Raw genomic sequence first — 21715 nt, 5'->3', positions numbered from 1 at the left:
AAAGATTGCGCTTATTATTTTTCCGCCTTTTTGGCCTCGACTTTTTCTCGCAATCAGATGTTTCCCGTAAGAAAACTTGGAACCGCATGGGATATCTGTGATAACGTCATCTGACGATATTTGGAACAGGTTCAACCATGAAAAACTCTGCGCTGGCTCTGCTCCTGCTAAGCCTGATGAGCTTCTCTTCCGCCAGCAAGGCGCTGAATGAATTTGAAGCGGAAGATCTAGCCGATCTGACCGCGATCTTTGTTTATCTGAAAAACCACTGCGGCTATCAAGATCTACCGAATGAACAGATTCGCCGGACGCTGGTCGCCTTTGCCCAGCAAAACCGCTGGGATCTCAGCAATTACAGCGCTTATGATATGACGGCGATGGGCGAGGACAGCTATCGCGATCTGAGTAAAATTGCGATTCCTACCCCAAAGAAATGCCAGTCTCTGGCACGTAATTCACTCGGCTTGCTCTCCTACGCGCAGTAATCCCCTCCTTCCTCCTCCGCGCTGACTGAAATTTGACCGTGCAAGCGACAAAAGAGTCGGCTATGATGGCGCGCCAATTTTCATGGCTGTTATCGCGGAGGAAGCCCTAACATGTCCCAGAAAGAAATTTGGTATGAAACCCTACATGCCAACTTTGGCCAGTATTTTTCGGTTGATCGCGTGCTGTATCACGAGAAGACCGATCATCAAGATCTCATCATCTTTGAAAACGACGCATTAGGCCGTGTAATGGCGCTTGACGGCGTGGTGCAAACCACCGAGCGCGATGAATTCATCTATCACGAAATGCTCACCCACGTCCCTCTACTGTCACACGGCAACGCCAAACGCGTACTGATTATCGGTGGCGGCGATGGCGGTATGCTGCGGGAAGTCAGCCGACATCACGGCGTCGAACATATCACGATGGTGGAGATCGATGCGGGCGTAGTGGAATTCTGTCGCCAGTATTTGCCCAATCACAGCGCTGGTAGCTATGACGACCCGCGTTTTAATCTGGTGATTGATGACGGCGTGAATTTCGTCAGACAGTGCAGCGACAAGTTTGACGTCATCATTTCCGATTGCACCGACCCCATCGGCCCCGGCGAAAGCCTGTTCACCTCTGATTTCTATCAGGGTTGCGCCCGCTGCCTGAATGAAGGCGGAGTTTTCGTCGCGCAGAATGGCGTGTGTTTCCTGCAACAGGATGAAGCCGTCGGCAGCCATAAAAAGCTCAGCCACTATTTCAAGGATGTCGGCTTTTATCAGGCGGCGATCCCAACGTACTACGGCGGTATTATGACGTTCGCCTGGGCCAGCAATAACCCGGCACTGCGCCAGATAGACGCCATCACACTGCGCCAACGTTTTGCGCAATCAGGGATTACCTGTCGCTATTACACGCCTGATGTTCATATCGGCAGTTTTGCCCTGCCACAGTATCTGTTAAGCGCGCTACAGAATGCGCAATAATCCATCACTTAGGGTGATCACATAACCACAAGGGGGTGACGTAAATTGCACAAGCTGAAACTACACGGCTTTAACAACCTGACGAAAAGCCTGAGTTTTTGTATCTACGATATCTGTTACACCAAAACGGCCGACGATCGTGACGGTTATATCGCCTATATCGACGAACAATATAACGCTAACCGTTTAACAGAAATCCTCACTGAAACCTGCTCCATTATCGGTGCCAATGTCCTTAACATCGCGCGTCAGGACTATGAACCACAAGGTGCTAGCGTGACCATTCTGGTCAGCGAAGAACCCATCGACCCGCGAGATGTTGATACCTCAGAGCACCCAGGGCCTCTACCCAACTCCGTCGTTGCCCATCTGGATAAAAGCCATATTTGTGTTCATACCTATCCAGAAAGCCATCCAGAAGGCGGGCTTTGTACTTTCCGCGCGGATATCGAAGTGTCTACCTGTGGCGTGATTTCACCGCTGAAGGCGCTGAACTATCTCATCCATCAGTTGGAATCCGATATTGTGACCATCGACTATCGCGTGCGAGGATTTACCCGTGATGTCAATGGCATAAAACATTTCATCGACCACCAGATAAATTCAGTTCAGAACTTCATGTCCGAGGACATGAAATCGCTCTATCACATGATGGACGTGAACGTGTATCAGGAAAATATCTTCCATACCAAGATGTTGTTGAAAGACTTCGACCTGAAACACTACCTGTTCAACGTCAGCCCAGAAGAACTCAGCGCTGCTGAACGGAAAAGAATTACCGATCTGCTGTATCACGAAATGCAGGAAATCTATTACGGCAGAAACTTGCCCGTGATCTAATCGATACATCTCACCTCACAAGGCTGTCTCTTAGTCACAAATATAAGGGCATCAAGGATTTTGCCGTTATCCGGCGTAAAAATTATGCAGCGGTGCGCTTGACCGCCGAGTGAGCGACAGGACGTCGCGAAAGCCAGCGCCATGCCGGGAGCATGTCGCTGGCGGCTCGAAAAGCGGGCATGGACACCGATGGAACCGCGTAGCGGCATAATTTAGCCGGAAGCCTGGGTTCGCAGGGCGGCGGCGACTGAGCGCCCTGCGTCGGGCGCATGCTATGAAGTAGCATGAAAATGACGGTATCATTGCGCACGAAACTGTCTCTTAGTCAGCATAAAAAGCGTTACTAAGAAGCCCGCTTTTACCAAAGGAAAGCTGGATTAGTCATGTTGGCTTTTGTCTTTCCCACATTACCCTTCATTTCGTCGCACACTATTTCGTCAAAAATGATGCGCATCACATTTATTTCTTTCTGCATTTTTTACTTGCATTCTCTGCCAGCCTTGCTGCATCTGGGTTTGCATCAATTTGTCTAAGGCCAACTAAAAATCATATATCTTGTGTGGTTGAAATTTAAAACACCTACATCTAGTATTCTTTGTGTGGCGCTCGCGTAACGCGTCGCAACCCAGTGGATCGGTTCGGGTACACATACCCTGAGGATAGCCGCTCCGACATACTTCTTTCACGCCAAAGGGTAAATACGAATCATGCGTATTACTATTTTCACTAAGCCAGATTGTGTTCAATGCAACGCCACATGTCGTGCGCTGGATAAGCAAGGAATTCACTATCAACTGGTGGACTTAACTGAAGATGAACAGGCGTTACAGCAGGTAAGAGCGTTGGGCTATCAGCAGGTGCCCGTCGTGATGACGGCCGACGATCACTGGAGCGGCTTCCGCCCAGACAAGATCAGTACGTTGAACGCCGCCTTGCAATTGCAGTAAGGGGGCAATATGAACCCGCTGGTCTATTTCTCCAGCCAGTCGGAAAACACGCATCGCTTCATTTCCAGGGTTGGCTTGCCAGCCCTGAGAATCCCGATAGCGACAGAACAGCCTGCATTGAAAGTTGATCGCCCCTATATTCTGGTTGTCCCCAGCTACGGCGGAGGCAGCACGAAAGGGGCTGTGCCGCGTCAGGTCATCATCTTTCTCAACGATCCGCACAATCGCGCTTACCTGCGCGGCGTGATTGCCGCAGGCAATACCAATTTCGGTGCAGCGTATTGCATCGCCGGCGACATCATTGCGCAGAAATGCCAGGTGCCTTACCTGTACCGCTTTGAATTGCTCGGCACGGCAGAAGACGTTGCAAATGTGCGTAAGGGAGTAACTGAATTTTGGCAACAACAGACCACGTGAGTGCAAAGGCAACCAAGGCCGACTCAGATGCCCACTCACTCGATTACCACGCGCTGAACGCGATGCTCAACCTCTACGACGCAGAGGGGAATATCCAGTTCGAGATGGATAAGCTCGCGGCGCGCCGTTATTTCCTACAACACGTCAACCAGAACACCGTGTTCTTCCACAATCTGGAAGAAAAGCTGCGTTATTTAGTTGAAGAAGGCTACTACGAAGCGGAAGTGTTGGATCAATACAGCTTCGATTTCATCAAGAGTCTTTTCCAGCAGGCTTACGCTCACAAGTTCCGCTTCCAAACTTTCCTGGGCGCATTCAAATACTACACCGGCTATACGCTAAAAACCTTTGACGGCAAGCGCTATCTGGAGCGCTACGAAGATCGCGTCTGCCTTGTGGCGCTAACCCTCGCCAAAGGGGACACCGCACTGGCTGGCGCGCTGGTCGATGAGATCATCAGCGGGCGCTTCCAGCCCGCCACCCCCACGTTCCTCAACTGCGGTAAAAAGCAGCGCGGCGAGCTGGTCTCCTGCTTCCTGCTGCGTATTGAAGACAATATGGAGTCGATTGGTCGAGCCATTAACTCCGCGCTTCAGCTCTCAAAACGCGGCGGCGGCGTGGCATTCATGCTCAGCAACATCCGCGAAACCGGTGCGCCGATCAAACGCATCGAAAACCAGTCGTCCGGCATTATTCCGATCATGAAAATGCTTGAAGACGCGTTCTCCTACGCCAACCAGCTTGGTGCTCGTCAGGGGGCTGGCGCAGTGTACCTCAATGCGCATCACCCGGATATTCTGCGTTTTCTGGATACCAAGCGGGAAAATGCCGATGAGAAAATTCGTATCAAAACACTGTCTTTGGGTGTGGTCATTCCCGATATCACGTTCCAGTTGGCGAAGAATAATCAGGTGATGTACCTGTTCTCGCCTTATGACGTCGAGCAGGTTTATGGCGTACCGCTATCAGAAATTAGCGTCACCGAAAAATACCACGAGATGGTAAACGATAAGCGCATCCGTAAATCCCAAATCAAGGCGCGCGAATTCTTCCAGATCCTCGCCGAAATCCAGTTTGAGTCCGGTTATCCCTACATGATGTTTGAGGATACGGTGAATCGCGCAAATCCGATTCACGGCCGCATCAATATGAGCAACCTGTGCTCTGAGATTTTGCAGGTCAACGACGCCAGCCTGTACGATGACGATCTTGGCTATCGCCACATTGGCAAGGACATCTCCTGTAACCTCGGTTCAATGAATATTGCTAACGCGATGGCTTCGCCCGATTTCGGCCAGACGGTTGAGATGGCGATCCGCGCACTGACCGCCGTTTCCGATATGAGCCATATCCGCTCCGTGCCATCCATCGAAAAAGGCAACGACGAATCCCATGCGATTGGTTTAGGTCAGATGAACCTGCACGGCTATCTGGCGAAAGAGCGTATCTTTTACGGCACAGAAGAAGCCGTCGATTTCACCAATATCTATTTCTATACCGTCGCTTTCCACGCGATTAGGGCATCTAATGCGTTAGCCATAGAACGGAACCAGCGCTTCTCAGGCTTCGAGCACTCCAAATACGCCACAGGCGAGTATTTTGATAAATACATTGAACAGTGCTGGGAACCCACAACCGCGCGCGCCCGTGAACTGTTTGAACAAGCCGACATCCACATTCCTACTCAGCAGGACTGGGCGGCGCTACGCGAATCTGTTATTGCCCACGGCATTTATAACCAGAACTTGCAGGCTGTTCCACCGACTGGTTCGATTTCGTATATCAACCACTCGACGTCCAGTATCCACCCGATTGTGTCACGCATCGAAATTCGTAAAGAGGGCAAGATCGGCCGCGTCTACTACCCCGCTCCTTACATGAACAATGACAATCTCGAGTATTACCAGGATGCCTATGAGATTGGGCCGCAGAAGATTATCGACACCTATGCCGCCGCCACGCAGCACGTCGATCAGGGGCTGTCGCTGACGCTGTTTTTCCGTGATACCGCCACCACGCGAGACATCAATAAAGCGCAGATCTACGCCTGGACAAAAGGTATTAAGACTATTTATTACATTCGCATACGGCAAATGGCGCTGGAAGGCACCGAAGTTCAGGGCTGTGTGTCCTGTGCGCTATAAGCCATCGCGGAAGGAAATCGAAAGCATGACCGCACTCACTCGCGTCCAGGCGATTAACTGGAACAAAATTGAAGACGACAAAGATTTGGAAGTCTGGAATCGGCTAACCTCTAACTTCTGGCTGCCGGAAAAGGTGCCGCTCTCTAACGATATTCCATCGTGGAGTACGCTGAATGCCCGCGAGCGTCAGTTGACGATTCGTGTATTCACCGGTCTGACGCTGCTGGACACCATCCAGAATACGCTGGGCGCGCCGACGCTCATGCCTGATGCCGTGACGCCGCATGAAGAAGCCGTGCTGTCTAACATCAGTTTTATGGAAGCGGTGCATGCCCGTTCATACAGCTCAATTTTCTCGACGCTGTGCCTGACCAGCGAAGTGGATGATGCCTATCGCTGGAGTGAAGAGAACCCGGCGCTACAGAAGAAATCCGACATTATTCTGTCGCACTACCGCAGCGACGATCCGCTGATGAAGAAAGTCGCCAGCGTGTTTCTGGAGTCGTTCCTGTTCTACTCTGGATTCTACCTGCCGATGTACTGGTCAAGCCGCGCCAAACTGACTAACACGGCGGATTTAATCCGGCTGATCATCCGCGACGAAGCGGTACACGGTTACTACATTGGCTACAAATTCCAGCGCGGACTGGCGAAAGCCGATCCTGCTCGTCAGCAGCAGGTGAAAAATTTCGCCTACGATCTGCTACAAGATTTGTACGACAACGAGGTGTTATATACACAGGAACTCTATGACGGCGTCGGCTGGACGGAGGATGTGAAGAAATTCCTCCACTATAACGCGAACAAAGCGCTGATGAATCTGGGCTATGAAGCGTTGTTCCCCGCCAGCATGACGGATGTGAATCCCGCAATTCTCTCAGCGCTATCGCCAAATGCTGATGAGAACCACGATTTCTTCTCTGGCTCTGGTTCATCTTATGTCATCGGTAAAGCCGTCAACACCGAAGATGAAGATTGGGACTTCTAAAAAAACGGCCACTGCTTTCTGGGTGGCCGCATTTTCCTACAAACGCTTTTCTACAGTATTTCTGATAGCCCAGAAATGAAAAAACCCTGAACCATTTCTGATTCAGGGCTTTCATAATAAGTGGCGGAACGGACGGGGCTCGAACCCGCGACCCCCTGCGTGACAGGCAGGTATTCTAACCAACTGAACTACCGCTCCACTCATGCTCACTGAGCGGGATGAATACTAAGATGATGGCACTATTACGTCAATGCTTTTTATAACTAACCGTTTCTGTTTGCTTATAATTTCATCTTACTGACTATTCTCTCACCCATGGTGTGAGCGGCCTCGCCATTTTGCAACACAGAGGGCGATACGCTGGCGGCGTTATTCCGCTCGCCACAGGCAACTACCGCCTTTTTTAGCAATCAAATCCAGACGCTGTTCATGTGCGACTAGCTCAGCTTCATCGGCATAAAGCACCTTTAACGCCGATTGAGGGCGGATAATTCTCTGGATCGTTTCGGTATTCTCGTTCTTCTGCTGCGTTTCGCCTTCCATCGAGAAAGTCAGAGACGTTTGACCACCGGTCATCGCCAGATAAACTTCAGCCAGAATCTCGGCATCGAGCAATGCGCCGTGCAGCGTACGCTTGCTGTTATCTATCTGATAGCGATCGCAGAGCGCATCCAAACTGTTACGCTTACCGGGAAAGATCTTCCGCGCCATAAGCAGGCTATCGGTGATCTTACAAAACGTCTCTGTCTTGGGAAGATCTCGGTTTAGCAACCGAAATTCATAATCCATAAAGCCGATATCAAACGTTGCGTTATGGATGACCAGTTCCGCGCCACGGATAAAATCGAGAAAATCATCCACAATATCCGCATACGTCGGTTTGTCGGCAAGAAACTCATCGCTGATACCGTGCACGTTATACGCTTCGGGATCCACTAAACGATCGGGTTTGATATAGACGTGAAAATGACGGCCCGTCAGGCGGCGGTTGATCACTTCAACCGCACCGATCTCGATAATTTTATGCCCTTCGTAGTGAACCCCCAGCATATTCATACCGGTGGTTTCTGTATCCAGGACGATTTGTCGCGTAATTTCAGTGCTCATCGTTTTCGTTTATGTCAGACTTGCCGTTTTTACCATAAGGGAGAGTCTACCAGAGATGCGCAAACAGGTAGAAATTTTCACCGATGGATCTTGCCTCGGTAATCCCGGCCCCGGCGGTTATGGCGCCCTGCTGCGCTACAAGCAGCACGAAAAACCGTTAAGTGCAGGCTATCGTCTTACCACGAATAACAGGATGGAGCTGATGGCCGCTATTGCAGCGCTTGAAACGCTGACGACCGAGTGTGATGTGGTGCTCTGCACTGACAGCCAATATGTTCGTCAGGGGATCACCAGTTGGATTCATAACTGGAAAAAGCGAGGTTGGAAAACCGCCGACAAAAAACCGGTCAAAAACGTCGATCTTTGGCAAAGGCTGGATACTGCGATTCAACGCCATTCCGTACGCTGGGAATGGGTAAAAGGACACGCCGGGCACCCGGAAAATGAGCGCTGTGATGAACTTGCTCGCGCCGCCGCCGGTGCACCAACGCTCGATGACACGGGTTATCAGGCTGAGTAAATCACCGTAAGCGTCCGCCTCATCTCCGATATATCTTTGTTGCGCCCACCGTGCGGCGCACTGATGCTTTACGCAACCGCGCCCTCATCGGCGTAAACGTCAGCGGAATCGTGCGTTTTCGGGCAATAATCAGCGTCAGGCACCCTAGCATCGGGATATGCTTATTCAACTTCCCTTTATTTCTTCGCCATGGCGTAACGTGAAAGTGCGTCTGGTGGATAACCTCATAGTTCAATAGCCCCAGCCAGTCCGTGATGCGCATTTGAGTAAACATACGACTGCAATAAGGATGCTTTTTATTGAGTCTGGGAATCAATTTACCCAGACCAACGAGGCTGATCGGATTAAACGTGCTCAAGATTAACCAGCCATCGTCAACCAAAACACGGTCAACCTCACGCAACACACGATGCGGATCTGAGGAATAAGATAGCGTTTGGGCAAGCAGGCAAGCATCGATCGACTTTTCAGAGAAAGGTAATTGATGAGCATCAGCCACGACATGAAGATTATCACCGTGTGGAGCCACGTTAACCTGATGCGCGATCGCGCACTCCGTTATGTTGATTTCCGCACTCAGCGCCCCGACCTTGATAAGATGGAAACCAAAGAGTTTTGGCCACCACGACGACAAAGCCAGCTCAAGCGACTCGCGATAAAACTGCCCGCAGGTGATATCATCCCATGAATCAGGTGCAACAATGGTCTGAGGGATTTGTGCCGATTTCATCTTCTGTTCTCGTCCTCAGGCTACTAGCAAATAAGAGGTGATGAATGAATCTTATCAGTATCCCCGCACTTCAGGACAACTACATTTGGCTATTGAGCAATAAAGAAAACCGCTGTGTGATCGTCGATCCTGGTGAAGCGTCACCAGTGCTTGACGCACTCGCTCAGCACGCACTTTTTCCTGAAGCCATCTTGCTCACTCATCACCATAACGACCACGTGGGGGGCGTTCATGAACTCCTCAAACATTACCCTAACCTGCCTGTTTTTGGCCCAAAAGAAACCGCTAAATGTGGCGCAACCAGCTTGCTTGAGGAAGGAATTACCGTCTCTTTGTTAAATTCGGAATTTTCTGTAATTGAGGTTCCGGGACACACATCTGGTCATATTGCCTACTATAATGCGCCATTTTTATTCTGTGGCGACACTCTGTTTTCAGCGGGATGCGGTCGTATCTTTGAAGGCAGTCCTCGGCAAATGTATGAATCAATTCAAAAAATAGCAGCGCTTCCTGATGATACGGTAGTCTGTTGTGCACATGAATACACGCTATCAAACTTAAGGTTTTCTAATGCGATATGGCCTGAAGATCAAAGTATTGAAGCTTATCTTCATGAAATCAGTCAGATACGAGAAAAATCGCAGTCAAGTTTACCAACAACATTAGGACTAGAGAGAAGAATCAACCTATTTCTTCGCTGCCATGAATTTGATTTAAAAAGAAAATTATCAAAAGAACCTGAAAATATAGAGAATTGGCAAGTTTTTGAGATGCTACGCAGCAAGAAAGACTGCTTCTGAAGGTTTAGGTTGTGCTATTCCTCTAATCAAAGTATCCTTGCTCGTCTTTTAAGCAAACTATTGACCAACATATGAAGGCTAAAGCGATAATCATCGCCTCAGTCTTGCTGGCGGGTTGTCAGGTTTCCCCCCATGACACCTCGCAACCCAAACAGCATGCACAGAGTTTGTCTTCGGCAAGTCAAGGTGAAGCAGGAAAGTACACAGATGGTCGAGAGGCCTCTGCGCGATGGCTAGATGACGATAGCCTCGCGCAACGAGATCTGTGGAACTTCATTGGCGACGAGCTGAAGATGGAGGTTCCGGATAACGCCCGGATCCGCGAGCAAAAAACGCGTTATTTGAAAAATAAGAGCTATCTCCACGATGTAACATTACGGGCAGAGCCGTACATGTACTGGATAGTCGAGCAGATTAAGCAACGTAAAATGCCGATGGAACTGGTACTGCTACCCATAGTGGAGAGCGCTTTTGATCCAAGTGCCACATCATCCGCCAACGCCGCTGGGCTATGGCAGATTATCCCTGGCACAGGACGTAATTATGGTTTGAAGCAGAACCAATGGTACGACGGACGTCGCGATGTGATTGCATCCACGACGGCAGCACTGGATATGATGCAGCGGCTCAACACCATGTTTGATGGCGATTGGTTATTAACCGTTGCTGCTTATAACAGTGGTGAAGGCCGCGTTATGCAGGCGATGAAAGCGAATAAAGCGAAAGGGAAATCAACCAACTTCTGGGCACTGGCGTTACCGCGTGAAACGTCAATTTATGTTCCTAAGATGCTGGCCTTGAGCGATATTCTGAAAAACAGTAAGAAGTACGGCGTGAGTCTGCCGCAACCCAATGAAAGCCGCGCATTAGCAAAGGTTGAGTTGGGGCAGCAGATAGAATTGACACAAGCCGCTGAGATGGCTGGTCTGTCGTTGAATAAGCTAAAGAGCTATAACTCGGGCTATAAGCGTAATGTAACCGCACCAAATGGGCCACATTACATTATGGTTCCTAAAGCTCACGTTGAGCAGTTGAAAGATTCACTGGCTGATGGAGACATCGCAGCGATTCAACCAACACGCTTGGCACAAGCACAGACAACGCCAGTATCACAGCAGTATAAGGTACGTTCAGGTGATACCTTATCGGCAATTGCGGCACGGCTTAATGTCAGCACAAAAGATTTGCAGAGTTGGAACAATCTGCGTAGCGCTGGTGCGCTCAAGGTTGGTCAGACGCTACAAGTTGCCAAAGCTTCGGGCAGTAGCAGCTCTATCACCTATCAAGTTCGGAAGGGTGATTCGCTGGCAAGCATTGCTAAACGCCACGGCGTAAATATCGCTGATGTGATGCGCTGGAATACTGTTATCAACAAGAATGCCAACATTCAGCCAGGCGATCGTCTGACACTTTATGTTAGCAGCAATATAAAGCCTGATTCTTAACGTCATATCAGAATCAGTAACAAGAAACAGCCCTTCTGCAGATGTAGAGGGCTGTTTTTTTATGGCAATTAAACCAGACTAAACTCGACGAGCAGTGGATTATGATCTGAAGCCTGGGTCACCAATACAGAGGACTGATTTACGGTCAGTTCACGATAAAAAACGAAATCTAGCGGCCGCCCAAATGCCTTGCGTCGCTGATCATCAACGAAAGATACCTCTTGCAGCCCCATCCTTGTCGCAAAACGATTAAGTGCGTTGATACGTTGCTGACTCCATGCATTAAAATCCCCAGCCATAATCGCCGGCCCCTGATGATGCAGGAGCTGTTCCCCAATTGCAGCTAACTGCTTTGTGTACACTTCAACACCAAAGCTAAAGTTAACGGCATGGATATTGATGACCATCAGTCTCTGCCCATTCTGAAGCGCATAGACCGTCACCAGAGAGGATTTGGCTAAACGCAGCAAAGGCTCCCTCTCGCGCAGAGGACAGCAATACACGGGCTGAGCGGCTGATAGCGTCATCACACCAGATGGATGTTGTGGAAGAATAATGGCGGGCACCTGATCGGCAGAGAGATAGTTAGTGGTTGCAAAACGGATAAGGTCTGGCGTACTTTGCGCCTCCTGCAACAGGACTAGCTGAGTACCTTTGCCGAAATTCTGTAAAACAGAAAGCCAGTTCATTCGTTGTTGCTTAAAAATGTTCCACACCATTACACGTAAAACACCTCCCTCAAGCAACAATGAGCCTGTCGGTAGCGATTGCCCCGGATAATGCATTTCCCCGGGAGGAAAGATACGCTCAGCTGGTTGGCCGGCAACATACCTCATTGCATAGGTTTTTTTCCGCACGCCTTATCCACTATCAGTTTTAATACACTTAATACCCTATCAAAAAAGTGCCCTTCTGTTATAAGAATTTTATCGCAGTCTTGCAATATACGCGTGGAGATCGGGAAGGAAAAATGCAATGGTGGGCAAAGAGAAAGAGAGGAATTCATCTAAAAACTTTAATATTTAAATATGCAAAAAGCCCTAAGCGTTAACTTAGGGCTTTTTGCACAATAAGTGGCGGAACGGACGGGGCTCGAACCCGCGACCCCCTGCGTGACAGGCAGGTATTCTAACCAACTGAACTACCGCTCCACCGAATTTCTCTACAACCACCAGATTGCTCCGGCTTACTGCTTAATTTGATGCCTGGCAGTTCCCTACTCTCACATGGGGAAGCCCCACACTACCATCGGCGCTACGGCGTTTCACTTCTGAGTTCGGCATGGGGTCAGGTGGGACCACCGCGCTATCGCCGCCAGGCAAATTCTGTTTCATTCCAACCGTTATACTCCGGTCGCTTTCGCTTCCCATCTGTACAACCATCAGAACCAATCTCTGAACAAGCTGAACATCGTTCTCTATGAGTCGTCTCACAAAACACCTTCGGTGTTGTAAGGTTAAGCCTCTCGGGTCATTAGTACTGGTTAGCTCAACGTATCGCTACGCTTACACACCCAGCCTATCTACGTCGTCGTCTTCAACGGCCCTTCAGGGACATCTAGTGTCCAGGGAAGACTCATCTCGAGGCAAGTTTCCCGCTTAGATGCTTTCAGCGGTTATCTCTTCCGCACTTAGCTACCGGGCAATGCAATTGGCATCACAACCCGTACACCAGTGGTGCGTTCACTCCGGTCCTCTCGTACTAGGAGCAACCCCTCTCAATCTTCCAACGCCCACGGCAGATAGGGACCGAACTGTCTCACGACGTTCTAAACCCAGCTCGCGTACCACTTTAAATGGCGAACAGCCATACCCTTGGGACCTACTTCAGCCCCAGGATGTGATGAGCCGACATCGAGGTGCCAAACACCGCCGTCGATATGAACTCTTGGGCGGTATCAGCCTGTTATCCCCGGAGTACCTTTTATCCGTTGAGCGATGGCCCTTCCATTCAGAACCACCGGATCACTAAGACCTGCTTTCGCACCTGCTCGAGCTGTCACTCTCGCAGTCAAGCTAGCTTATGCCTTTGCACTAACCTCCTGATGTCCGACCAGGATTAGCTAACCTTCGTGCTCCTCCGTTACGCTTTGGGAGGAGACCGCCCCAGTCAAACTACCCACCAGACACTGTCCGCAACCCGGATTACGGGTCTACGTTAGAACATCAAACATTAAAGGGTGGTATTTCAAGGTTGGCTCCATGCAGACTGGCGTCCACACTTCAAAGCCTCCCACCTATCCTACACATCAAGGCTCAAGGTTCAGTGTCAAGCTATAGTAAAGGTTCACGGGGTCTTTCCGTCTTGCCGCGGGTACACTGCATCTTCACAGCGAGTTCAATTTCACTGAGTCTCGGGTGGAGACAGCCTGGCCATCATTACGCCATTCGTGCAGGTCGGAACTTACCCGACAAGGAATTTCGCTACCTTAGGACCGTTATAGTTACGGCCGCCGTTTACCGGGGCTTCGATCAAGAGCTTCGCCTTGCGGCTGACCCCATCAATTAACCTTCCGGCACCGGGCAGGCGTCACACCGTATACGTCCACTTTCGTGTTTGCACAGTGCTGTGTTTTTATTAAACAGTTGCAGCCAGCTGGTATCTTCGACTGATTTCAGCTCCATGAGCAAGTCACTTCACTTACCATCAGCGTGCCTTCTCCCGAAGTTACGGCACCATTTTGCCTAGTTCCTTCACCCGAGTTCTCTCAAGCGCCTGAGTATTCTCTACCTGACCACCTGTGTCGGTTTGGGGTACGATTCGGTGTTACCTGGAGCTTAGAGGCTTTTCCTGGAAGCGTAGCATCAGTTACTTCATCACCGTAGTGACTCGTCATCACGCCTCAGTGTTAACGATGACCCGGATTTACCAAAGTCACCCACCTTCACGCTTAAACCGGGACAACCGTCGCCCGGATAACCTAGCTTTCTCCGTCCCCCCTTCGCAGTAACACCCAGTACAGGAATATTAACCTGTTTCCCATCGACTACGCTTTTCAGCCTCGCCTTAGGGGTCGACTCACCCTGCCCCGATTAACGTTGGACAGGAACCCTTGGTCTTCCGGCGTGCGGGTTTTTCACCCGCATTATCGTTACTTATGTCAGCATTCGCACTTCTGATACCTCCAGCAACCCTCACAGGCCACCTTCGCAGGCTTACAGAACGCTCCCCTACCCAACAACACTAAGTGTCGCTGCCGCAGCTTCGGTGCATGGTTTAGCCCCGTTACATCTTCCGCGCAGGCCGACTCGACCAGTGAGCTATTACGCTTTCTTTAAATGATGGCTGCTTCTAAGCCAACATCCTGGCTGTCTATGCCTTCCCACATCGTTTCCCACTTAACCATGACTTTGGGACCTTAGCTGGCGGTCTGGGTTGTTTCCCTCTTCACGACGAACGTTAGCACCCGCCGTGTGTCTCCCGTGATAACATTCTTCGGTATTCGTAGTTTGCATCGGGTTGGTAAGTCGGGATGACCCCCTAGCCGAAACAGTGCTCTACCCCCGAAGATGAATTCACGAGGCGCTACCTAAATAGCTTTCGGGGAGAACCAGCTATCTCCCGGTTTGATTGGCCTTTCACCCCCAGCCACAAGTCATCCGCTAATTTTTCAACATTAGTCGGTTCGGTCCTCCAGTTAGTGTTACCCAACCTTCAACCTGCCCATGGCTAGATCACCGGGTTTCGGGTCTATACCCTGCAACTTAACGCCCAGTTAAGACTCGGTTTCCCTGCGGCTCCCCTATTCGGTTAACCTTGCTACAGAATATAAGTCGCTGACCCATTATACAAAAGGTACGCAGTCACACCCCGAAGGATGCTCCCACTGCTTGTACGTACACGGTTTCAGGTTCTATTTCACTCCCCTCGCCGGGGTTCTTTTCGCCTTTCCCTCACGGTACTGGTTCACTATCGGTCAGTCAGGAGTATTTAGCCTTGGAGGATGGTCCCCCCATATTCAGACAGGATGTCACGTGTCCCGCCCTACTCATCGAACTCACAGCCTGTGCATTTTTGTGTACGGGACTATCACCCTTTACTGTGCGACTTTCCAGACGCTTCCACTAACACACAAACTGATTCAGGTTCTGGGCTCTTCCCCGTTCGCTCGCCGCTACTGGGGGAATCTCGGTTGATTTCTTTTCCTCGGGGTACTGAGATGTTTCAGTTCCCCCGGTTCGCCTCATTACGCTATGGATTCACATAATGATAGTGTGTCGAAACACACTGGGTTTCCCCATTCGGGTATCGTCGGGTATAACGCTTCATATCAGCTTACCGACGCTTATCGCAGATTAGCACGCCCTTCATCGCCTCTGACTGCCTAGGCATCCACCGTGTACGCTTAGTCGCTTAACCTCACAACCCGAAGGTGTCTTTGATAAATCAAAGTCACTGTCGCGCTGCGATTATTTGAGAGACTCATTGACAGACTGCATCGCCATCGACACCCAAAGGTATCAACGCACGTTCAGCTGTCATGTTTCAATTTTCAGCTTGTTCCAGATTGTTAAAGAGCAAAATACTTCGCAGCATACTGTTTCCAATACGCTCTGAAGTCTTTTTAATGGTGGAGCTATGCGGGATCGAACCGCAGACCTCCTGCGTGCAAAGCAGGCGCTCTCCCAGCTGAGCTATAGCCCCATCGTTGCTTACAGATACCTTAGATACCACTCACGGAAGAGTTGGTAGGCCTGAGTGGACTTGAACCACCGACCTCACCCTTATCAGGGGTGCGCTCTAACCACCTGAGCTACAAGCCTATTAAGGTATTTCTGCTCGTTATTTTCATCAGACAATCTGTGTGAGCACTTCACTTAACGCACATCTTCTTGGTAAGGAGGTGATCCAACCGCAGGTTCCCCTACGGTTACCTTGTTACGACTTCACCCCAGTCATGAATCACAAAGTGGTAAGCGCCCTCCCGAAGGTTAAGCTACCTACTTCTTTTGCAACCCACTCCCATGGTGTGACGGGCGGTGTGTACAAGGCCCGGGAACGTATTCACCGTAGCATTCTGATCTACGATTACTAGCGATTCCGACTTCATGGAGTCGAGTTGCAGACTCCAATCCGGACTACGACGTACTTTATGAGGTCCGCTTGCTCTCGCGAGGTCGCTTCTCTTTGTATACGCCATTGTAGCACGTGTGTAGCCCTACTCGTAAGGGCCATGATGACTTGACGTCATCCCCACCTTCCTCCAGTTTATCACTGGCAGTCTCCTTTGAGTTCCCGGCCGAACCGCTGGCAACAAAGGATAAGGGTTGCGCTCGTTGCGGGACTTAACCCAACATTTCACAACACGAGCTGACGACAGCCATGCAGCACCTGTCTCACAGTTCCCGAAGGCACTAAGGTATCTCTACCGAATTCTGTGGATGTCAAGAGTAGGTAAGGTTCTTCGCGTTGCATCGAATTAAACCACATGCTCCACCGCTTGTGCGGGCCCCCGTCAATTCATTTGAGTTTTAACCTTGCGGCCGTACTCCCCAGGCGGTCGATTTAACGCGTTAGCTCCGGAAGCCACGCCTCAAGGGCACAACCTCCAAATCGACATCGTTTACAGCGTGGACTACCAGGGTATCTAATCCTGTTTGCTCCCCACGCTTTCGCACCTGAGCGTCAGTCTTTGTCCAGGGGGCCGCCTTCGCCACCGGTATTCCTCCAGATCTCTACGCATTTCACCGCTACACCTGGAATTCTACCCCCCTCTACAAGACTCTAGCTTGCCAGTTTCAAATGCAGTTCCCAAGTTAAGCTCGGGGATTTCACATCTGACTTAACAAACCGCCTGCGTGCGCTTTACGCCCAGTCATTCCGATTAACGCTTGCACCCTCCGTATTACCGCGGCTGCTGGCACGGAGTTAGCCGGTGCTTCTTCTGCGGGTAACGTCAATCGGTGAGAGTATTAATCTCACCGCCTTCCTCCCCGCTGAAAGTGCTTTACAACCCGAAGGCCTTCTTCACACACGCGGCATGGCTGCATCAGGCTTGCGCCCATTGTGCAATATTCCCCACTGCTGCCTCCCGTAGGAGTCTGGACCGTGTCTCAGTTCCAGTGTGGCTGGTCATCCTCTCAGACCAGCTAGGGATCGTCGCCTAGGTGAGCCATTACCTCACCTACTAGCTAATCCCATCTGGGCACATCTGATGGCAAGAGGCCCGAAGGTCCCCCTCTTTGGTCCGAAGACGTTATGCGGTATTAGCTACCGTTTCCAGTAGTTATCCCCCTCCATCAGGCAGTTTCCCAGACATTACTCACCCGTCCGCCGCTCGTCACCCGAAGAGCAAGCTCTTCTGTGCTACCGCTCGACTTGCATGTGTTAGGCCTGCCGCCAGCGTTCAATCTGAGCCATGATCAAACTCTTCAATTTAAGATTTGTTTGATTTGCTGAACTCGTCAGCGATGCTCAAAGAATTAAAACTGTTTATTCGTAATGAATTTACTGTTGTTCACTCTTCAAGACTTTTTATATCGTTAAGATACGGTCTTGTGAGTGCCCACACAGATTGTCTGATTAAATTGTTAAAGAGCAGTGCCACATCTTCCGTGGCGCGGGCCGCATATATTATGCTTTTCCGCTGTGAAGTCAAGTCATTACTGACCGCCTTCGTTGAATCTTTTTCTGTCACACCAACTTCGTAAGTCGCTGTTGCCGTGTCAGTGGAGGCGCATTATAGGGACTTCTCGCCGCCTGACAAGCGCTAAATGCAAAATAATTTTCAACCGTTCAAAAACAAACCAAAAGACACCATTTCGCATACTTCACATACAGAAAGTGAATATAATCTGAGCTCACTATGTAAAAACGGGGGTATCTATTAACGAATGCCCCCGTTTGCCGCTTACCGTTTCACGCACATGATTATTGCCGTGCGACTATCTGTTCACCTTCAACATCTAATGTGATCGGTTTACCGGGGATCAATTTTCCCCCAAGTATCTGCTGAGCAAGTGGGTTCTCTATCAGTTGCTGTATCGCTCTTTTAAGCGGACGCGCACCATAGACAGGATCAAACCCGACCTCTCCGAGCATATCTAAAGCAGCATCCGTAATCGTGACGCTATATCCACGCTCTTCAAGACGTTTGTATAGTCTCTGAAGCTGAATTTTTGCGATCGACGTAATGTGCGCTCTTCCCAGTGGATGGAATACCACGACCTCATCGATACGGTTAATAAATTCAGGACGGAAGCTGTGGCTAACAACTTCAAGAACCATATCTCTCATTTCGGTATAACTGCGCTCACCAAAACGTTCCTGAATAAGGTCAGACCCCAAGTTTGATGTCATGATGACCACTGTATTACGGAAGTCGACCGTTCTGCCCTGACCATCAGTAAGACGACCATCATCCAATACCTGAAGCAAGATGTTGAACACATCAGGGTGGGCTTTTTCGATCTCATCCAGCAAAATCACCGAATAAGGACGACGGCGTACCGCTTCCGTCAGATATCCCCCTTCTTCGTAACCGACATATCCAGGAGGTGCCCCGACCAAACGTGAAACCGAGTGTTTCTCCATAAACTCAGACATATCGATACGCACCATGGCGTCGTCACTGTCGAAGAGGAAAGTCGCCAGCGTTTTACAAAGTTCTGTTTTCCCAACGCCAGTTGGACCAAGGAACAGGAAAGATCCAATTGGACGATTAGGGTCAGATAGCCCTGCCCGGCTGCGACGGATAGAGTTCGCTACCGCTTCGACGGCTTCGTTCTGCCCAATCACACGCTGATGCAGCTCATCTTCCATGCGCAATAATTTTTCTTTCTCGCTTTCCAGCATGCGAGAAACAGGAATACCAGTCCAACGCGCCAGCACATCAGCAATTTCAACATCTGTTACTCTATTACGCAGCAAATGCATCGTTTTTCCTTCTTGCTGCGTTGCTGCTGCCAGTTGTTTCTCTAGTTCGGGGATTTTGCCGTATTGAAGTTCAGACATTCTCCCCAAATCGCCCTGACGGCGAGCCTGTTCCAGCGCAATTTTCGCCTGCTCTAAGGACGCCTTAATATTCTGCGTTCCCGTGAGTGATGCTTTTTCTGCTTTCCACTCTTCTTCTTGCTGGGAATATTCACGCTCTTTCTGGTCAAGTTCCGCACTCAACAATTCAAGCCGTTTTTGGCTGGCTTCATCAGATTCTTTTTTCAGCGCCTGTTGCTCCAGCTTTAACTGAATGATCCGGCGCTCAAGCCGATCGAGAGGCTCTGGTTTTGAATCAATCTGAATACGGATGCTGGACGCCGCTTCATCAATCAGGTCAATCGCTTTATCCGGCAACTGACGATCCGCGATATAGCGATGAGAGAGCATGGCCGCCGCCACAATCGCCGGGTCAGTAATTTGTACGTGATGATGCAATTCATAGCGCTCTTTCAGCCCACGTAGAATCGCAATGGTGTCCTCAACGGTAGGTTCTGCGACAAACACCTTCTGAAAACGGCGCTCAAGCGCTGCATCTTTTTCAATATACTGCCGATACTCATCCAGCGTTGTCGCCCCGACGCAGTGCAGCTCACCACGCGCCAACGCAGGTTTTAGCATATTACCCGCATCCATAGCGCCATCGGCTTTGCCCGCGCCCACCATCGTGTGGAGTTCATCAATAAACAGAATGACGTTGCCTTCCTGCTTAGACAAATCGTTGAGCACGCCTTTCAAACGCTCTTCAAACTCACCACGATATTTCGCGCCAGCTACCAGCGCGCCCATATCCAGTGAAAGGACTCGCTTGTTTTTCAAGCCTTCAGGCACTTCACCATTAACGATACGCTGGGCTAACCCTTCAACTATTGCGGTTTTACCCACACCGGGTTCACCAATTAATACCGGGTTATTTTTGGTTCGACGCTGTAAAACCTGAATAGTGCGGCGAATCTCTTCATCACGCCCGATCACAGGATCGAGCTTGCCTTGTTCCGCACGTTCCGTGAGATCAATTGTGAATTTCTTCAATGCCTGGCGCTGATCCTCAGCCCCTTGGTCGTTCACTTGCTCCCCTCCTCGCACTTGATCAATCGCGTTTGTTACCCCTTGCTGCGTAACACCCGCCTTTTTCAATATATCTCCCAACGTGCCGCGAGACTCCAGCGCAGCGAGCACGAAAAGTTCCGAAGAGATAAAGGTATCGTTACGCTTTTGCGCCAGCTTGTCGCACATATTTAATACGCGGACTAACTCGCTTGAAGGTTGGACATCACCATCGGTACCTTCAACCTGAGGCAAACGCTTGATTGCCTGATCGATTTCGGTTTTCAGGTGAGTAAGATTGGCTCCGGCAACAGTCAGAAGTGGGCCAACAGTTCCACCATCCTGATGAAGCAAAGCGCTCATCAAGTGAAGGGGTTCAATAAACTGGTGGTCACGCCCAAGGGCGAGAGACTGAGCATCAGCAAGAGCAAGTTGGAATTTGTTGGTAAGACGATCCAGACGCATAACTCCTCCCATACACTGGTCAAAATTGCTACTGGAGATTAAATGAGGTCATCCCTCAAAAATTTCAAGGTTATTTTGCCAGTCGTGACAGGATTTAAACGTTACTTGTCCTGGATCGTCTTAATTCAATAGGTTATATCAGCCAGATTAAACTTGCCATACGGCCAGTCACGCCATCACGCCGATAAGAGAAAAATTTGTGAGGTTCGCTCACAGTACAGGCGTTTCCACCAAAAATTTGCATTACCCCTGCGGCGCGTAAACGCAGTCTTGCCAGTTGGTAGATATCGGCAAAAAATTTATTTCCTTCAGGCCGAAATGCAGAAGCCGCTGCTGAATCATGCTGGATAAATGCGTCTCTCACTTCGGGACCAACTTCAAAAGCATCAGGCCCGATAGCGGGCCCCAGCCACGCCATGATCTGCGTGGGCTGCGCACGGAAACAGGCTAATGTTTCCTCCAATACCCCTGCGTGCAACCCCCGCCAGCCAGCATGTGCAGCAGCCACTTCATCGCCGTTGCTTGCACAAAAAAGCACGGGTAAACAGTCAGCCGTCATCACCGCACAGACCTGCCCTTTCTTATCCGTATAAGCCGCATCACCGCAAACAGATGTGGGGGACCCCTCGCCAATACGAATTACATCGGTGCCATGAACCTGTTCCAACCAATGCGGCATGGCTGGAAGGCCAGCCATCTCCACCAGCGTTTGCCGATTTGCGATAACGTGTGCAGGCTCATCACCCACATGATTCCCCAAATTCAGCAAATCATAAGGTGCAACACTATGTCCGCCAACACGCGTCGTACTACAAGATTTCACACTTTCTGGCAAAGGCCAGTCGGGGTATATCAGCATAGTCCGTCACCTCT

15 protein-coding genes, 4 tRNA genes and 3 rRNA genes are annotated in these 21715 nt (G+C 50.2%); 10 read left to right on the top strand and 12 right to left on the bottom strand.

The window, feature by feature from the left end; translation table 11 throughout:
• The first annotated feature begins 137 nt into the window (after nt 1-137).
• The 7 genes from I2D83_RS05995 (at nt 138) to nrdF (ending at nt 6796) form a co-directional block, all read left to right on the top strand.
• Nucleotides 138-485: a YacC family pilotin-like protein gene (locus I2D83_RS05995; protein WP_010280797.1), complete on the top strand. Its 348-nt coding sequence runs from the start codon at nt 138-140 to the stop codon at nt 483-485.
• 111 nt (nt 486-596) lie between these two features.
• Nucleotides 597-1460 carry a polyamine aminopropyltransferase gene (gene speE / locus I2D83_RS05990; RefSeq protein WP_205947712.1) on the top strand — a complete coding sequence of 288 codons (864 nt, stop codon included), beginning with the start codon at nt 597-599 and terminating at the stop codon, nt 1458-1460.
• Between the two features lie 45 nt (nt 1461-1505).
• Nucleotides 1506-2300, top strand: a complete 795-nt coding sequence (gene speD / locus I2D83_RS05985; RefSeq protein ID WP_180779634.1) for an adenosylmethionine decarboxylase — start codon at nt 1506-1508, stop codon at nt 2298-2300.
• A 707-nt stretch (nt 2301-3007) separates the two neighbouring features.
• Nucleotides 3008-3247 (top strand): glutaredoxin-like protein NrdH, encoded by a 240-nt coding sequence (gene nrdH, locus I2D83_RS05980; protein WP_039352306.1) that lies wholly within the window; start codon nt 3008-3010, stop codon nt 3245-3247.
• Nucleotides 3248-3256: 9 nt separating this feature from the next.
• Nucleotides 3257-3664, top strand: a complete 408-nt coding sequence (gene nrdI, locus I2D83_RS05975) for a class Ib ribonucleoside-diphosphate reductase assembly flavoprotein NrdI (protein WP_010280810.1) — start codon at nt 3257-3259, stop codon at nt 3662-3664.
• 62 nt (nt 3665-3726) lie between these two features.
• Nucleotides 3727-5808: a class 1b ribonucleoside-diphosphate reductase subunit alpha gene (gene nrdE / locus I2D83_RS05970; RefSeq protein ID WP_241007305.1), complete on the top strand. Its 2082-nt coding sequence runs from the start codon at nt 3727-3729 to the stop codon at nt 5806-5808.
• Between the two features lie 25 nt (nt 5809-5833).
• Entirely contained in the window at nt 5834-6796 is a 963-nt protein-coding gene (gene nrdF, locus I2D83_RS05965; protein ID WP_015841298.1) for a class 1b ribonucleoside-diphosphate reductase subunit beta, read from the top strand.
• 121 nt (nt 6797-6917) lie between these two features.
• Here the strand turns inward: nrdF and I2D83_RS05960 are convergent.
• Nucleotides 6918-6994: transfer RNA gene (locus I2D83_RS05960), tRNA-Asp, on the bottom strand.
• Between the two features lie 171 nt (nt 6995-7165).
• The gene (gene dnaQ, locus I2D83_RS05955; RefSeq protein ID WP_181830610.1) at nt 7166-7903 is read right to left on the bottom strand and encodes a DNA polymerase III subunit epsilon; all 738 of its coding nucleotides are present in this window, start codon (nt 7901-7903) and stop codon (nt 7166-7168) included.
• Between dnaQ and rnhA the strand changes: the two genes are divergently transcribed.
• Entirely contained in the window at nt 7857-8423 is a 567-nt protein-coding gene (rnhA, locus tag I2D83_RS05950) for a ribonuclease HI (protein ID WP_181830611.1), read from the top strand. The genes dnaQ and rnhA overlap by 47 nt on opposite strands.
• Before the next feature lie 19 nt (nt 8424-8442).
• On the opposite strand, the gene I2D83_RS05945 is transcribed toward rnhA, so the two are convergent.
• Nucleotides 8443-9153 (bottom strand): class I SAM-dependent methyltransferase, encoded by a 711-nt coding sequence (locus I2D83_RS05945; protein WP_015841301.1) that lies wholly within the window; start codon nt 9151-9153, stop codon nt 8443-8445.
• A gap of 44 nt (nt 9154-9197) precedes the next feature.
• On the opposite strand from I2D83_RS05945, the gene gloB reads away from it, so the two are divergent.
• Nucleotides 9198-9953 (top strand): hydroxyacylglutathione hydrolase, encoded by a 756-nt coding sequence (gene gloB / locus I2D83_RS05940; RefSeq protein WP_205947710.1) that lies wholly within the window; start codon nt 9198-9200, stop codon nt 9951-9953.
• A gap of 71 nt (nt 9954-10024) precedes the next feature.
• Nucleotides 10025-11398: a murein transglycosylase D gene (mltD, locus tag I2D83_RS05935; protein WP_180779638.1), complete on the top strand. Its 1374-nt coding sequence runs from the start codon at nt 10025-10027 to the stop codon at nt 11396-11398.
• A gap of 68 nt (nt 11399-11466) precedes the next feature.
• Here the strand turns inward: mltD and I2D83_RS05930 are convergent, their stop codons facing one another.
• The 9 genes from I2D83_RS05930 to yfiH form a co-directional block, all read right to left on the bottom strand.
• The gene (locus I2D83_RS05930; RefSeq protein WP_205947709.1) at nt 11467-12255 is read right to left on the bottom strand and encodes an endonuclease/exonuclease/phosphatase family protein; all 789 of its coding nucleotides are present in this window, start codon (nt 12253-12255) and stop codon (nt 11467-11469) included.
• 217 nt (nt 12256-12472) lie between these two features.
• Nucleotides 12473-12549, bottom strand: a tRNA-Asp gene (locus I2D83_RS05925).
• Between the two features lie 52 nt (nt 12550-12601).
• Nucleotides 12602-12717: ribosomal RNA gene (gene rrf, locus I2D83_RS05920) — 5S ribosomal RNA — on the bottom strand.
• 133 nt (nt 12718-12850) lie between these two features.
• Nucleotides 12851-15757, bottom strand: a 23S ribosomal RNA gene (locus tag I2D83_RS05915).
• A gap of 209 nt (nt 15758-15966) precedes the next feature.
• Nucleotides 15967-16042 (bottom strand) — tRNA-Ala (locus tag I2D83_RS05910).
• Between the two features lie 42 nt (nt 16043-16084).
• Nucleotides 16085-16161: transfer RNA gene (locus tag I2D83_RS05905), tRNA-Ile, on the bottom strand.
• A 73-nt stretch (nt 16162-16234) separates the two neighbouring features.
• A 16S ribosomal RNA gene (locus I2D83_RS05900) occupies nt 16235-17776 on the bottom strand.
• The 16S, 23S and 5S rRNA genes sit together here with 3 tRNA genes alongside, the layout of an rRNA operon.
• A gap of 492 nt (nt 17777-18268) precedes the next feature.
• On the bottom strand, nt 18269-20842 hold the full coding sequence (gene clpB / locus I2D83_RS05895) for an ATP-dependent chaperone ClpB (protein ID WP_205947708.1): 2574 nt from the start codon (nt 20840-20842) through the stop codon (nt 18269-18271).
• A gap of 133 nt (nt 20843-20975) precedes the next feature.
• Nucleotides 20976-21701 (bottom strand): purine nucleoside phosphorylase YfiH, encoded by a 726-nt coding sequence (yfiH, locus tag I2D83_RS05890; protein WP_205947707.1) that lies wholly within the window; start codon nt 21699-21701, stop codon nt 20976-20978.
• Nucleotides 21702-21715: the final 14 nt, after the last annotated feature.

This window comes from Pectobacterium aroidearum, assembly GCF_015689195.1.
GTDB lineage: Bacteria > Pseudomonadota > Gammaproteobacteria > Enterobacterales > Enterobacteriaceae > Pectobacterium > Pectobacterium aroidearum.
Note: the sequence above shows the minus strand (reverse complement) of the source record. Positions and strands in the feature narration are given on the sequence as shown.